Source organism: Methanoculleus sp. UBA303, assembly GCA_002501655.1.
Taxonomy (GTDB): Archaea; Halobacteriota; Methanomicrobia; order Methanomicrobiales; family Methanoculleaceae; genus Methanoculleus.
This window is the reverse complement of the sequence record DANY01000041.1, coordinates 16,735-29,698: the sequence shown is the minus strand read 5'-3', so window position 1 is coordinate 29,698 and position 12,964 is coordinate 16,735. Positions and strand designations below refer to the sequence as shown.

Sequence of the window (12,964 nt, the reverse complement as noted above, 5' to 3'; positions counted from 1 at the left end):
TGTTTACAATAAACAGATTCCGGTATGATAACTCACCCGGAGGTGGAGGGGGCGCGCCGGGGGATAAATTTTTCCACCGGTTCCAAAAACTGCCTTCATGGATCCGATCTAAGGTGTTCCCTTCGATGAATCCGGGAGGAAAGACCGGGCGGGAGAGATATGCCCTCATCGTGGGGCTCCAGAGTCGACCCGAACTCACACGGCATCTCGTAAATACCCCGATAAAGGGCTCGTGCAGCGCAGGCAGGGCGCCGGCACGAAAGCAAACCTTGCTAACCCCAGGAGGCCAATTCCACGCATCAACGGAGATGATCGATGTGCCGAGACTGGTACTGATCGATGCGGAGACCGGGACGCGGGTCCGGCACCGGATCCGGAGCATCAAGCAGGCCCTGAAGCAGCAGGAGTGGTACGAGACGAAGCTCGGGCGGCGTGTCCGGATCGAGAAGGTGTTTGAGCGGTAGGGCTGCTCCGGGAAAGACTGATAGCCACGCCGTGCGTGCCTGACAATCATGCACGGCGATGTGGCAGAACGGGTCTCCCGCCAAGATGCTTTTGATCCGGCGGAGGACTCTCGTTCGTCTTCAACGGCCTCGGGCAGGCCTACAAGGGCAGTTCGCACGAGGTGTTCTGGTGCTGCTCGGAAGTCCCCTCGGGCTCTTCATTATGATTGTTCCAGGCGTGGCGATCTGGTTCTGGGGCGGCTACGATGCCCGGACCACGGCCCGGCGGATGAACGAGGGCCTCGTCCCCTACCGGGAGACGAGTCTGCTCGCGATCGTCGCGTTCCTGATACACTCCAGAATACCGAATCTTCAGACTAATTAGCACAATCAGAAACATTCTTATTACCAGATCGATAACAGAAAACAGATGATGAGTCTCCCGGCAAACCATCTCCTCTGCATCGCCCTGCTGCTCATGGTCGTCCCGGCCGCGGCCTGCGCTTCCCCGGTAACCCGGAGCCTCTCCACCGCCGAACCCGGGGCGGGTGAGGTCTTCACTGTCTTGCTCTCGATCGAGGGCATGACTCTCGGCGGGGTGGTCGAGACCCTGCCGGCTGGCTACGCCTTCGTGGCGACCGACCTCGCGGACGACCGCGTCCTCGCCCGGGGGCAGCAGGTCGCGTTTGCGGTGATGAACGATAGCAGGATAACCTACCAGGTCAGGGCCCCCGCCTCCGGGAGCGGGGATATCACCGGCCGGTGGGAGGACTTCCTCGGCGAATCGGACGGGCAGGTAGCCGCATCGCACGTCGCGGCGGATGGTATCGAGGCGCCGGTGGAGAGCGGCGGCGGGGATCCTGTCCCCCCGGCCGCACAGGAGACCGGGTCGCCGTTTGCGGTTCTCGCGGCGGTTGCCGCCCTCCTCCTCGCGTCAGGTCGGGGTGGTCGGCGATGAACCGGCGTTGCCTTCTCGCCCTCGCTCTTCTCCTCATCGTCGCCGTCCCGGCGTCGGCCTCGGCGATGGACGGCACCCCGGGGGATGTCGACGGCGACCGGGTGCTCACCAGTGCCGAGTACGCATCGGCGGCTCTTACCTACCTCGACGCTGCCTACATGGGAGGGGCGGGAGACCTCACCCGGACCGATATCCGGGACGCCGCCTGGGTCTCCGCCCACTGGGACGGCAGACCCTGCGAGATCACCGACTCGTCGGGGAGAACGACGACGCTCTACCGCCCCCTGCGCCGGGTCGTGACCTTCAGCGGGGAATCTCTCGAGACGTTGCGCTCGCTCGGGTTCGATATGGAGAAGGTCGTCGCCGTCGACAAATACAGCCACGGGAAGAAGACCTTCTTCCCGGAATGCCAGGGTAAGGCGAACGTCGGGTCGATCTGGTCTCCCGACATGGAGCAGGTCCTCATCCTCAGGCCGGACGCTGTCTTCCTCTACGCAACGATCAGCACCGCGACGTGCGACGATATCCAAAAAAGGCTCGAGGCGAGCAGCCCCGGTATCCGGGTCTTCCGGTTTGACTGCTTCAAGCCCGCCACTTATCCCGGGGAGATCCGCACGATTGCCTCCGCGGTCGGCCAAAAAGAGCGGGGCGAAGAGTTTGCGGCGTTCTATGAGTCGACCATGAACCGGATCCGCGACGGCGCCGCAGGCATCCCCGACGACGAGCGTGTCCGGGTCTACTTCGAGTACTGGTTCGACTACACGACCGTTGCGGCCGGAGCAGGGTACAACGAGAAGACCCGGCTCGCCGGCGGGGTCAACCCCTTCGCCACCGGGACCGCGGAGTACCCCGTCGTCGACCCCGAGGCGATCATCGTCACCGACCCGGAGGTCGTCGTCAAACTGGCCGGGCAGGGCCTGGCCGTCGGCGGGTATGCCGGGCACGACATCGCGGCGTTCGATGCAATCCGGGCAGGCATGCTCGAACGGCCCGGCTGGTCGAGCATCTCCGCGGTGAAGGACGACCGCGTCTACGTCATCCACTCCGACATCCTCGGCGGCGCCCAGCACTTCATCGGGACAGCCTACCTCGCGAAGTGGTTCTACCCAGACCGGTTCGCCGACCTCGACCCGCACGCTGTCCATCAGCGGTACCTCACCGGGTTCCAGGGCATCGACTTCGACCTCGCGTCCGAGGGAACGTTCGTCTACCCGTGACCGGTGCAGCGATGGAACAGAACGTCATCATCCAGAAGGGATATAGCCGGCTGAAGAAGACCCGGGCCCTCTTCATCGGCGGCCTCCTCGCCGCCCTCGTCATCCTCATCGGTCTCGCGGTCACGCTCGGCTCCGCCGACTTCACCGTGGGCGAGTCCTACCTCGCGATCCTTGCCGGGCTCTTCCCCGGCACATTCACCGCCCCGGGAATGGCCGGGATCATCGTCTGGGACTACCGGCTCCACCGGGTGCTCTTCGCGGTCGTTGCCGGGTTCGGGCTCGCGGTGGCGGGCTGTGTCATGCAGGGCATCCTCAGGAACCCGCTCGCAAGCCCCTTCACCCTCGGGATCGCCTCGGCTGCCACCACCGGCGCCTCGATCGCGATCGTCCTCGGCGCCGGGGTCGCCGGCGGAGAGTTCCTCGTCATCGGCAACGCCTTCCTCTTCGCCCTGCTTGCCGCGCTCGCCATCTACGGGATGGCCCGCTACCGGGGGATCGGGTCCGAGACGATGGTCCTTGCCGGGATCGCCGTCATGTACCTCTTCTCGGCGGTGACGTCGCTGCTGCAGTATGTCGGCAGCGCCGAAGAACTCCGGGCAGTGGTCTTCTGGACGTTCGGCTCGGTCGACAAATCCACCTGGCCGAAACTCGCTATCGTCAGCCTCGTCCTCGCCTGCACCATACCCTACCTCCTCTACCGGGCCTGGGACCTCAATGCCCTCGCGGAAGGAGACGAGGTGGCGGCCAGTCTCGGGGTGCCCGTGGAGCGGTCAATGATGGTCATGATGATGATCGCCTCCCTGATCACCGCGGTGATCATCTGCTTCACCGGGACGATCGGGTTTATCGGGCTCGTCGCCCCCCACATCACCCGCATGGCCATCGGCGGGGATTTCCGCACGCTTCTCCCCGCCTCCGGCCTCGTGGGGGCTCTCCTCCTTCTATCCGCCGACAGCATCGCAAGGAGCGTTCTCGCGCCGCAGGTCCTTCCCGTCGGGATCGTGACCGCGTTCCTCGGCGTGCCGTTCTTCATCTACCTCTTCCTGCACCGGAGGAGTGCCTGATGGCGCTGCTCTCGGTCGAGGAACTCTCGTTTGCCTACCGGGACCGGGAGGTTCTCCGCGGGATCACGTTCTCGGTGGACGCCGGTGAGGTCCTCGGGCTCGTGGGGCCGAACGGGTGCGGGAAGACGACGCTCATCCGGTGCGCCGACGGCATGCTCTCCCCCCACAACGGCAGGGTGATGTTTAAAGGAAAGGAACTTGGGACGATGCACCGCCGCGAGGTTGCCCGGGCGATGGCCTACGTGCCGCAGTCGACCGGGAACCGGACATCGTCGACGGTCTTTGAGACAGTCCTGATGGGGCGGCGGCCCTACCTGAACTGGACGGTGAGCTGCGCCGACGAGGATAAGGTGGCGGAGGCGCTCAGGCTCCTCGACCTCGAGGGGCTTGCGCTCCGGAAGGTCGGCGAGCTCTCCGGCGGGGAGCGCCAGCGGGTGATGATCGCCCGGGCGCTCGTCCAGGAGACGGGGGTGGTCCTCCTCGACGAACCGACGAGCAACCTGGATGTCTGCCACCAGATGGGAGTCATGGAGGTCCTCCGGGGGCTTGCCGAGGAGAAGGGCCTCGCGATCGTCATCGCGCTCCACGACCTGAACCTGGCGGCAACCTACTGCCACCGCCTGCTCGTGCTCTCGGCCGGGTCGATCTACAGTTATGGGGCGCCGGAGGAGGTGCTCACCGAAGAGATGCTTGGAAGCGTCTACGGTATCGAGGCGGTGGTGAAGCGGGATCTCCCGGCACCCTACGTGGTCCCGATCAGGCCGGGGCGGGTGCGGGAGGGGGTGTAACGACCCCCTATCTCTTGAGCAGTCTCAGCACCTCTTTGGCCTCCATCACCGGGTGCACTTCTTTGTAGCCGAGGTCGCCCCAGGGGCTGCTGAGCATCAGGAAGGCCGCGGGGTCGTCCGTCTCGATCAGCCGGAAGACCGTGTTGCTCCCGAGGTCGACCCACTCGTTGATCAGGCGCACGCCGTCCGGGATCTTCTCCGCGGCCCGCGCTTCCATGACCTCGCCCGTCTTCCCGGGCTCCCAGGTGAATATGCTTATGAACTGCATGTTTCCATCCTCTCGCTCTCACGCCACACACCGGCCATGCCGGGGCGGACTGTCGGCGTCATCGACTCCCGGGCATATAAATCAGGTGCCCCTCCTCTCTTTTGCGGCGGCACCAAGCAGCATGGCGGTGACGGCAGAGATCACGAGGAGCACGATCATGTTCTGGTCGGCCGTGCCCACGACCACGACGAGAAGGATGGCGGTCAGGGGTGCCCCGAGGGCCAGGGTGATGGCGGCGACCTCGATGCAGAGCACGAAGATAGAGACCGGCACGCCCGGAAAGAGCAGGTTCAGGGCGATCCCTACAAGCGTGGACGAGAAGATGACCGGGAAGATCGGGCCGCCGAGATACCCGCTCTTAAACGAGAGCGCAAGCAGGAAGATCTTCAGGATTGCCATGAAAAGAAGCATCCCAACCCCGAACCGGGCCGGATCGGCGAGGATCCCGTGGATCTGCCCCTCTCCGGAGAAGAGCAACTCCGGGATGAAGTAGCCGATGCACGCGATGACCACCCCCGCGGCGAGGACCCTGAGGATGACCGCATCCCCAAACACCCTCTCCATGACCAATCCTGCGGCCTGCATGGAGAACCCCATAAAGACCGCGAGCAGCGCCCCGAGGATGCCGAGGGCGACCGCGTAGAGGATGTAGGCGAGGTTCAGTTCGCCGATCGGCTCAAACGGGATGCTCCGGGCAAAGGAGGGGAGCCCGAGGAGCAGGTAGAAGAGGTAGCCGATGGTGCCGGCAAGCAGGTTCCAGGTGAGGAACCTGAAGGCGTCCTTACTGCCGCCGACCTGGAACTCGGTGGCGAATATCCCCGTGAAGAGGACGTTGCCGACGATGCCGTTGAATGCCGAGGCGAGGGCCGCGACGTCGAACCCGAGTGCGGCGGTCGGGGAGCCGATCTTCAGCCTATCCCGGGTGTAAGACGATATGTAGCCGATGAGGACGGTGATGACCCCTTCGGGGCCGACGCTTGCCCCGGAGAGGAGCGAGAAGAGCGACGAGAGGAGGGCGCCGGGGAAGGTCCGGTAGTCGGGTTTCTCACCCCCGCCCTTGAGCGACTCCGTGAACCCGCCATGGATCACAGTCGGTGCGCGGAGGTATCTCCGGCAGAGGCCGACGAGGAGCGAGAACGCGATGACGCCGACCGGGATCGCCCAGCGGGGTGGTTTCAGGACGCCCTCCTCGAACCAGATGAGGTGGTTGAGCAGCCCGTAGATCTCCAGGTAGGCGACCGTGAAGACAATGGCGATTATGGCGATGAGGGCGACCTGCCACAACTTCGGGGGTCCCCCCCGGTTCCGGGGCGCGGCGCCGGCCCGGGCCCCCGGCGGAGCCGGATCGCCTGCGGGTGCCGTCATGTCTCGCACGACAGGGCCTGTTCATCACTCCCGGGTAATCTTCCTTGCGGTCAACCACCTCCCGCAGCCGGTGCGATCTCCGCCGGAAAAAAGTATTGTTCCCGGGCCAGAAGTCCCGGATTACTTCTGCCGGGTCCGCGTCTCGACCCGCTCGGTCGTGATGACCTCCGGCGGCGGGGTCTCCTGCCGCTTCACGGCCTCCGCCTCCTCCCTGCTCGGGGGTGTCATGGCTCGGGCCGATTGGATCAGGTCAAAGTCCGCTTCCCGGGGCCAGTTCTCCTCGTCAAAGCCCGACCTGTCGTCCAGCCGCTGCCTGTCGATGTTCACCACAAAGGCGTCGTCCCCGGGCCGGTAGATCACGGCCTCGGTGGGGATGGCAAACCGCTTTGCCCCCACGCCAAGCATGCCCCCGTACTTGAGCACCAGGTACTTCACCCGGCCCTCGGGGAAGGAGATCTGCATATCCGAGATCTCTCCAAGGTCGTCGCCCTGGGGGTTGATCACCTTCTTACCCAGGACGTCGTCTGCCGACATGAACCACTCTTCCCCGACCGTCCGTGTCCTGCGCTCCAGAACCACCTCTGAACGTTCCTGCATCTTCTTCACCTCCATCGCCCCCGCTTTAGGAGACACGCCTCCTGAAGTGGGGGTGCACTGAGTGCCGGGCGTCCTTAAAATGGTTTTGCACCATGAGGTCCCGGACTCCCTGCCGGACCGGCACCCCGGGAGCCGCGGATATGCGCTTCCCGGGAAAACCGGGCTATATTATGAGCCTTTTCGGGTAGAGGCACCGCGATACGGCTCAGGTTTAAATAGATGTAGTTATGTACTGCATGCGTCAATCCCATCTTCATGGAGTCCACTGTCAGACTCGATCTCACCAGGATCCTGGAGGCGACGGGCGAGCTGCAGCACTTTCTCGACCTGGGCGCCGCCAGCCTGCGGGCGGCAGGATCGTTATCGCAGGAAGCGTCTGAGGCGTTGATCTTTGCGATGGCCGACGAACTTGAGGATCATCTCCGGGCGATGCGTGCTCGGCAGGGAACCGCCACCATCCACGACATCCGCATCTGGACCCGGGCCTGGATAGGCGAGCAGGAGGCGGCACTCCTGGAAACGCCTCCAGGGAGCGGCGATCGGGGGTAAACGTCCCGGATCTATCGCCGGGAGACGTCCCGCGGGAGTACGAGGGCGCACGGCGTACCTCCGGGGTCAACCCCGACAGCAGGCCCTTGATCACGCCGCCCGTCTCCGGCAACGATATACGGCCCGCGCAGAGGCTCGGCTACATAGTGTGATGGCGGACGAGACCTGGTGGATCGGAGCCGGGAAGGAACCTTTCCGGCCGGTAGCCTCCCGCGCCTGAGAGCGGAGGTCTGCCGGGGCTATCCCCCTTCTCCCCGGACACAGGACGGTCGCGATGGGTGCCGGCCTTTGACCCACGATCTGAAAATTTATCACCGCCTACCATCCATGCGACCCCGATGCCTCACTTCGACCTCTTCTTCAAGACCGAAGCGCTGCGGCAGAGGCTTGAGCCGCACCTTGGGCTCATCCCGCCGTTCTTCCGGTTCACCGTCCGGACCGGGACGCCGGAAGTCCGCTACTTTGACCAGAAGGACCCGATGTGGAAGGGGTTCCCCTTCCCGGTCCCGGCAAAGACCGTCTACGTCTTTGACGACGCGATACCCGCGAGGGCGCTCGGGGGCGGGATGGATATGCGGGCGAGCATCCGGGTCACGCGCGAGGACACGGATGATGAGGCGCTCGTCCTCCGCATCTGGCACGAGATCCTGCACGCTATCGGGCAGCCTGCGGATGATATGGCCCGGCGGGCGGCCGAGTGGCAGAGCATCTCCGAGCGGCTCGTGTGGGCGGCCTGGCAGTCGCTTGCCCGGCAGACGGACGTGCCGTTCTGGCACCGAAAGTTTTACTCGTGGTTGACGGAGCGGGCAGAGAGCGGGGCGGGAGGGAGGTAGAAACACGGGCTCACCGCCAGGATTTCCTCCTCATGGACCAGCGCCGCGGGTAGGCTCCCAAACGATCATCCCCTGCCAGACTGCAGCCCCTTGGGCCACCGGGGGTTACATTGTCGGTAAACATTATCCGCGGGCAAAACCTACCTGGAAAAATGAAATTTCCCTCCATTTCATTCTCAATCGTGCTTGTTCTCGGCCTCGCTCTTATCTCGGCCGGTTGCATGCAGAGCGAGCCCGGTATGACCATGTCGACGCCGGGAAGTAACGACACCGTACAACAGACGCAGTACACCTCGAACGAGACGCTCGTCGCCTTCGTTGAGAGCGCGGTTGCCTACGTGAAAGAAAACGGCAAGGAGAATGCCCTCGCTGAGTTCAACAACCCGAACGGTTCGTTTGTCAGGGGTGAACTCTATATCTACGCCTACGATTTCTACGGCACCACCCTCGCCCACCCGGTCAACCCGGAGAAGGTCGGTGTGAACCGCCTGAATGAGACAGAGGCAGATGTGGGAATTTTCCTTGCGGAAATGAGCGATGCGGTCAGGAACGGGGACGGTTTCCACCGGATTGTATACATCAACCCCGCGCACAACGGAACGCTCGAATCGAAACTGGCGTATGGGATGCAGGTAGACGAAGACTGGTGGCTGGGCTCCGGAGTCTACACGGGACCCGCTGACCTGCCTCTACCAGCAACTCCGGCGGCGCCGGCTGATTACCCTGAAATGATTGGGATCTGGAGAGCGGATGGCGGGTTCGTATACTTCCTGAACGATACGGTCGAGAAGACGCCCACTGGTGAGAACACGTGGGTGGTCAACTCGCAGGATGGCCGGGTCATCAGCGGGTCCAAGACGTTCTCCCTGCCGGATGGGACTGTAAAGAACCAGACGTTTGTAGGTATATTCGTTCCTGATGGAGAGACCATAATGTTCGTCGACCAGCAGGGAGAATGGGCGATGGGATCCCTGGTCGAACCGGGCAGCCTGTTCATCGCCTGGACGAACCCGGGCGACAGTACGGCAACGATAGCAGGGACCCTGACCCTGAACCGGGATAATGCAGCATAACATTCTTTCTCTTTTTGCGTTGAAGGACACGGACGGGGCCATCCTCGGGGTGGCCGTGACGGAGAGGGGGCGTACCGGCGCGCGGGCTTACCCTGTATCGGGCGTTGCCCATTCCACAGCCCCGGAGATTGGATTACAGCAGATCAAAACCCTTATTCCCGAAAAAGAGACACGCTCTTTGTGAAGCACGTTCTATTCACTCTTCTCCTGCTCGCCTGTCTCGTATCGGCCGGGTGTTCCGGCCCAGCCGGGACAGAGATTCCAGGCAACGTATCGCAGCGCCGGAGAGCGGATTCGTCCTCAACGAGTCCGTCCGGCCGGGCGACGACTTCTATGCCTACGTGAACGATGCATGGATTGCAGAGCACCCCATTCCTGCCGATAAGCAGTATTACGCGACGTTCACGGAAATGCGGGATAGGGTAGACGACAACCTCCACACCCTCCTCGAGAAGGCGGCGGACGCCCCGCCGGAGGGTGCGGACCCGTAACATCACCCTCCTTGGACGGTTTCACCGGTCGGGGATGGATACCGAGACGATCGACCGTGAAGGACTCGGTGGGCTCTCCGCTCTCCTCGCGAAGATCGACGCGATCGATTCACGCAGCGGTCTCGCCGACGCGACGATCATTCTCCTGGAACAGGGGTTCGGCCCGGTGTACTATTACTGGGCGGAGGTCGACCCCAAGAACAGCGAAGAGATGATCCCGGGCCTCTACCAGGGCGGGCTCGGACTGCCTGACCGTGATTATTACCTCCGAAACGACACGAAAAGCGTGGAGATCCAGGATGCCTACCGGGATCATATAGCCCGGGTGCTGGTGCTCGCAGGGGAGCCGGCCGAGCAGGCTCGCGCCGATGCGGAGACCATCTATACGATGGAAAAGACCCTTGCCGCGGCCCACCTCTGTTCGGAGGAGAACCGTGACCCCATAAAGACCACCAACATCTACACGCTTGCCGAACTGGAGGAAGAGTATCCCGCAATCGGATGGGAAACCCTCTCCGCCATCCCGGGCTCCGGGCCGGTCGACCGGGTGCATATCTACCAGCCAGGGTACTTGGAGGGACTAAACTCCCTACTTGAGACTGCCCTGCTCGTGGCTGAGTACAACGAGTTCGAGGCCCTCCCCGGTTTCTACGTGAACAGGAACCTCACCCTCGGTGAGAACATCGCCGACTTCGGGGGCCTGACGCTCGCCTATCGCGCGTGAAAGAAGGCGGAGAACCGGTCCACCGATCCTGTTGCAGACCGGCGGTTCTTCTTGGCGGCCCCGCACCTCTGGAAGGGTGAACGACCGGGAGGATTCGCTCCGGAACCTAGTGTTGGCTGATCCCCATGCCCCGGAGAGGTTCCGGGTGAACGGCGCCCTGTTCAATATTCCTGAGTTCTACGAGGCTTTCCCGGAGATCGGGCCCGGTGACGCCCTGTATCGGGAGGTCGAGGAGAGGCCGGTCATCTGGTGAATGCGCCATGGTGATCCGGGCAACAATCTCTATTCTTTTTGAAGATAAACGCTCTGAGCATCGTTTCCGGGGCTGAACCCCGGGGTCGATCGGTTACGATTCGGGGAGTCCAGGGCGGGACGGGGGTGGTCCCCACACGGCAGACCTCTTCATGCTCCGCTGCACCCATTGTCGTGCGGGGCTTGCCACGAACGGGACGATAAACAGTGCCGCGATGCACTCTCGCTCGGCATCGTCCCGTACGAGAATACCACGCTGCCGGGTTACCTCTATAGGGCCGACAACTCCGGCAAGTCCCGGCCGCTGCTCATCGTCCAGACCGGCTTTGACGGCTGCCAGGAGGAACTCCATCCGTATGCGATGGAAGGGATCGAACGCGGGTACAACGTCCTGACGTTCAAGGGGCCGGGGAAGAATGGGGATACCGCCCCTCTTTCTGGAGTCTCCCGGGCATACTACCGGCGGACACGGTATCCGGCTGCCGTGAGAATAGTGATGAAGGCGTCATCCCATTCCATGCCGCAGAGCCCGTCCAGCGTCGGTTGCACCCGTTCCCAGAGCTGGCCGAGCTCGTCGGTGTCCGGAATGAGCGCTGTCTGATACGTCACACGTCCGGCTAACTTCCCCTGTGAATCGAGGATGAGCAGGCGGCAGCAGTATTCGCGGCAGAGGTCGGGGCGTGTCAGGTGAACCGTGCACCACGCCTTCCCCGTCTCCCCGTCAAACCTCAGAAAGGGGCAGGCGTTCGGCAGCCCCTCGATGCTGCTCCTGTCCTCGAAGAGGGCTATCCTGTTCGGATCGACCCGCACCTCTTCGGCATCCCCGGTATAGTGGTTGTGGACGACAAACGTGTAGTCGCCACGCTCTTCGATAACCCTGTGGACGTCCCGCATATGGGTGCAGCAGCTGCCGCACTGACAGCACCTACCGGCTATGGTGCCCCCCTCCCCAAGCACCGGGCGGTTGGCGCACTGGCATGCTCATCATCCGGTATTCTTCACCGCAATAGTATAATACCTGCCGGAGATCCGCCCGGGCGTTGGCAGGCCGCCGGGTTCCGGCCACCGGCACGTCGATGCCGGTCATGGCGCAGGGGAGCCGCGACAGCCCGGAAAGGGGGGCACGACCCTCAACGCAGAGCGAGGGAGCGGGCATCGTCGGCGGGGATTCCGGCGAGGCGCTCCATGGAGGGGGTGACGACGAGCCGCCTGGTCATTCGAGGTCCTGTTCCCGGACGACCTCATCAAATGGACGGCACCGACCGGCGCGGATATCGGCGACGGCTTCCTCGATCTTCTGCAGCGTCTCCTCGCTCAGGGGTTCCGGATCGTATGCCATATCCAGGAGGCGATTTAACGCCTCGTCGTAGGTCTCCCGCGGGTGGACCTTCACGGCATCCAGGCGGGCCTTGGTCTCCGGCCGGAGCTGGATCGTGGTAACCATAGAGAACTATGGGCGGCAATGGGGTATGGAGGTTGCTCCCCGGGAAGGGAGGTATTCCGGATGGCGATCCCGACGATGACAGTACAATGACAGCATCTGCTGTCAATGAGACGGTGTCAGGATATTTCGAGAATACAGCCAGTTCAGGGATATTTATATGAAGGAAAAACGATGAATAGAACCAGTCAAAGACGTAGCGAGGTAACTGTATGCCAACGACTAAGAAACAAATGGAGAAGTTAAACAGGGCAAAGAAAGCCAAGGCAGAAGAACTCGCGCAGCAGGCGGCTGCGGGTAGCCAGGCCGCCAAGAAGAAGCTCAAGAAGCTCGAGAAAAAGATCAAGTGAGCCGCCCGGGATTTTCAACTGTTTTTGATTTTCTTTTAAGGTTAATACAGCGGGTGTACCCGTGCAAGCCGCAACATGCTCGCATCTTGAGAGTGGCCAAATGCTCAATGCTTAAGCGGATTATTATTACCCTCCATCGAGCATCTCTCCCTGCGATTACGGGGAAGGCGCCCCGAACCCCTGTTTTACAAGATAGCCGGAGATTATATCGAAGATCTGCTCCGCATCCTGCACGGTTCCATTTGCAGAGGCTTCACCGTACGTCAGACCATAGTCGGCTGCCTCTCGTGCAGTCTTCGCTCTCCGGAGGTCGGAGACGATTGCAGGAGGCAGGATTCCTCTATCGGTGAACAACTCTTCGATGGCGGCTATAAGGCACTCATGGCTCTTCTCGACGTAACCGGCACTGAAGAGCAGCGATTTGCAGGCATGGAACATAGAATAGTGCATCGATTCCCAATATGTAGTACAACCAGAGAGCACCATCGGATCTCGTACACCTGCTCCAGGAGGTCATACTCCGGGGTGCGCCCGGGCACGGCTTCCTCCCG

20 protein-coding genes are annotated in these 12,964 nt (G+C 62.7%); 13 read left to right on the top strand and 7 right to left on the bottom strand.

Features of this window, described 5'->3' with window-relative positions; genetic code table 11:
* The first annotated feature begins 317 nt into the window (after positions 1-317).
* The 6 genes from BP846_RS10010 (at position 318) to BP846_RS09985 (ending at position 4,470) form a co-directional block, all read left to right on the top strand.
* The gene (locus BP846_RS10010) at positions 318-464 is read left to right on the top strand and encodes a hypothetical protein (RefSeq protein ID WP_292394947.1); all 147 of its coding nucleotides are present in this window, start codon (positions 318-320) and stop codon (positions 462-464) included.
* Positions 465-633: 169 nt separating this feature from the next.
* Positions 634-828 (top strand): hypothetical protein, encoded by a 195-nt coding sequence (locus BP846_RS10005; RefSeq protein WP_292394945.1) that lies wholly within the window; start codon positions 634-636, stop codon positions 826-828.
* A 45-nt stretch (positions 829-873) separates the two neighbouring features.
* Positions 874-1,401 carry a hypothetical protein gene (locus tag BP846_RS10000; RefSeq protein WP_292394943.1) on the top strand — a complete coding sequence of 176 codons (528 nt, stop codon included), beginning with the start codon at positions 874-876 and terminating at the stop codon, positions 1,399-1,401.
* On the top strand, positions 1,398-2,618 hold the full coding sequence (locus BP846_RS09995; RefSeq protein ID WP_292394941.1) for an ABC transporter substrate-binding protein: 1,221 nt from the start codon (positions 1,398-1,400) through the stop codon (positions 2,616-2,618). Before BP846_RS10000 ends, BP846_RS09995 begins: the two co-directional genes overlap by 4 nt.
* 11 nt (positions 2,619-2,629) lie before the next feature.
* The gene (locus tag BP846_RS09990) at positions 2,630-3,682 is read left to right on the top strand and encodes a FecCD family ABC transporter permease (RefSeq protein ID WP_292394939.1); all 1,053 of its coding nucleotides are present in this window, start codon (positions 2,630-2,632) and stop codon (positions 3,680-3,682) included.
* Entirely contained in the window at positions 3,682-4,470 is a 789-nt protein-coding gene (locus tag BP846_RS09985; RefSeq protein ID WP_292394938.1) for an ABC transporter ATP-binding protein, read from the top strand. Before BP846_RS09990 ends, BP846_RS09985 begins: the two co-directional genes overlap by 1 nt.
* Before the next feature lie 7 nt (positions 4,471-4,477).
* Here BP846_RS09985 and BP846_RS09980 read toward each other — a convergent pair whose 3' ends face one another.
* The 3 genes from BP846_RS09980 to BP846_RS09970 form a co-directional block, all read right to left on the bottom strand.
* On the bottom strand, positions 4,478-4,738 hold the full coding sequence (locus BP846_RS09980) for a DUF3303 domain-containing protein (protein ID WP_292394936.1): 261 nt from the start codon (positions 4,736-4,738) through the stop codon (positions 4,478-4,480).
* 81 nt (positions 4,739-4,819) lie between these two features.
* A complete protein-coding gene (locus BP846_RS09975; RefSeq protein WP_292395089.1) occupies positions 4,820-6,103 on the bottom strand; it encodes a chloride channel protein in 1,284 nt (427 codons plus the stop codon).
* 120 nt (positions 6,104-6,223) lie between these two features.
* Positions 6,224-6,736, bottom strand: a complete 513-nt coding sequence (locus BP846_RS09970) for a PRC-barrel domain-containing protein (protein ID WP_292394934.1) — start codon at positions 6,734-6,736, stop codon at positions 6,224-6,226.
* Positions 6,737-6,955: 219 nt separating this feature from the next.
* Between BP846_RS09970 and BP846_RS09965 the strand changes: the two genes are divergently transcribed.
* From BP846_RS09965 to BP846_RS09940, 6 genes are all read left to right on the top strand, one after another.
* Positions 6,956-7,249, top strand: a complete 294-nt coding sequence (locus BP846_RS09965) for a hypothetical protein (protein ID WP_292394932.1) — start codon at positions 6,956-6,958, stop codon at positions 7,247-7,249.
* 338 nt (positions 7,250-7,587) lie between these two features.
* Entirely contained in the window at positions 7,588-8,082 is a 495-nt protein-coding gene (locus BP846_RS09960) for a hypothetical protein (RefSeq protein ID WP_292394930.1), read from the top strand.
* A 182-nt stretch (positions 8,083-8,264) separates the two neighbouring features.
* The gene (locus BP846_RS09955) at positions 8,265-9,155 is read left to right on the top strand and encodes a cache domain-containing protein (protein ID WP_292394929.1); all 891 of its coding nucleotides are present in this window, start codon (positions 8,265-8,267) and stop codon (positions 9,153-9,155) included.
* 233 nt (positions 9,156-9,388) lie between these two features.
* Positions 9,389-9,646, top strand: coding sequence for a hypothetical protein (locus tag BP846_RS09950; protein WP_292394927.1), 258 nt, complete (start codon positions 9,389-9,391; stop codon positions 9,644-9,646).
* Complete coding sequence (locus tag BP846_RS09945) at positions 9,633-10,370, top strand: hypothetical protein (protein ID WP_292394925.1); 738 nt, start codon at positions 9,633-9,635, stop codon at positions 10,368-10,370. Before BP846_RS09950 ends, BP846_RS09945 begins: the two co-directional genes overlap by 14 nt.
* Before the next feature lie 112 nt (positions 10,371-10,482).
* On the top strand, positions 10,483-10,623 hold the full coding sequence (locus tag BP846_RS09940) for a M13-type metalloendopeptidase (protein ID WP_292394923.1): 141 nt from the start codon (positions 10,483-10,485) through the stop codon (positions 10,621-10,623).
* Between the two features lie 93 nt (positions 10,624-10,716).
* Here the strand turns inward: BP846_RS09940 and BP846_RS09935 are convergent, their stop codons facing one another.
* The 3 genes from BP846_RS09935 to BP846_RS09925 all read right to left on the bottom strand — a co-directional run bounded on the left by BP846_RS09935 (position 10,717) and on the right by BP846_RS09925 (position 12,066).
* The gene (locus BP846_RS09935; protein ID WP_292394921.1) at positions 10,717-10,974 is read right to left on the bottom strand and encodes a hypothetical protein; all 258 of its coding nucleotides are present in this window, start codon (positions 10,972-10,974) and stop codon (positions 10,717-10,719) included.
* A 104-nt stretch (positions 10,975-11,078) separates the two neighbouring features.
* Positions 11,079-11,516, bottom strand: a complete 438-nt coding sequence (locus BP846_RS09930; protein WP_349680778.1) for a YkgJ family cysteine cluster protein — start codon at positions 11,514-11,516, stop codon at positions 11,079-11,081.
* A 319-nt stretch (positions 11,517-11,835) separates the two neighbouring features.
* On the bottom strand, positions 11,836-12,066 hold the full coding sequence (locus BP846_RS09925; RefSeq protein WP_292394917.1) for a DUF7557 family protein: 231 nt from the start codon (positions 12,064-12,066) through the stop codon (positions 11,836-11,838).
* Between the two features lie 209 nt (positions 12,067-12,275).
* On the opposite strand from BP846_RS09925, the gene BP846_RS09920 reads away from it, so the two are divergent.
* On the top strand, positions 12,276-12,413 hold the full coding sequence (locus BP846_RS09920) for a hypothetical protein (RefSeq protein ID WP_292394915.1): 138 nt from the start codon (positions 12,276-12,278) through the stop codon (positions 12,411-12,413).
* A 156-nt stretch (positions 12,414-12,569) separates the two neighbouring features.
* On the opposite strand, the gene BP846_RS09915 is transcribed toward BP846_RS09920, so the two are convergent.
* Positions 12,570-12,863: a HEPN domain-containing protein gene (locus BP846_RS09915; protein WP_292394913.1), complete on the bottom strand. Its 294-nt coding sequence runs from the start codon at positions 12,861-12,863 to the stop codon at positions 12,570-12,572.
* Positions 12,864-12,964: the final 101 nt, after the last annotated feature.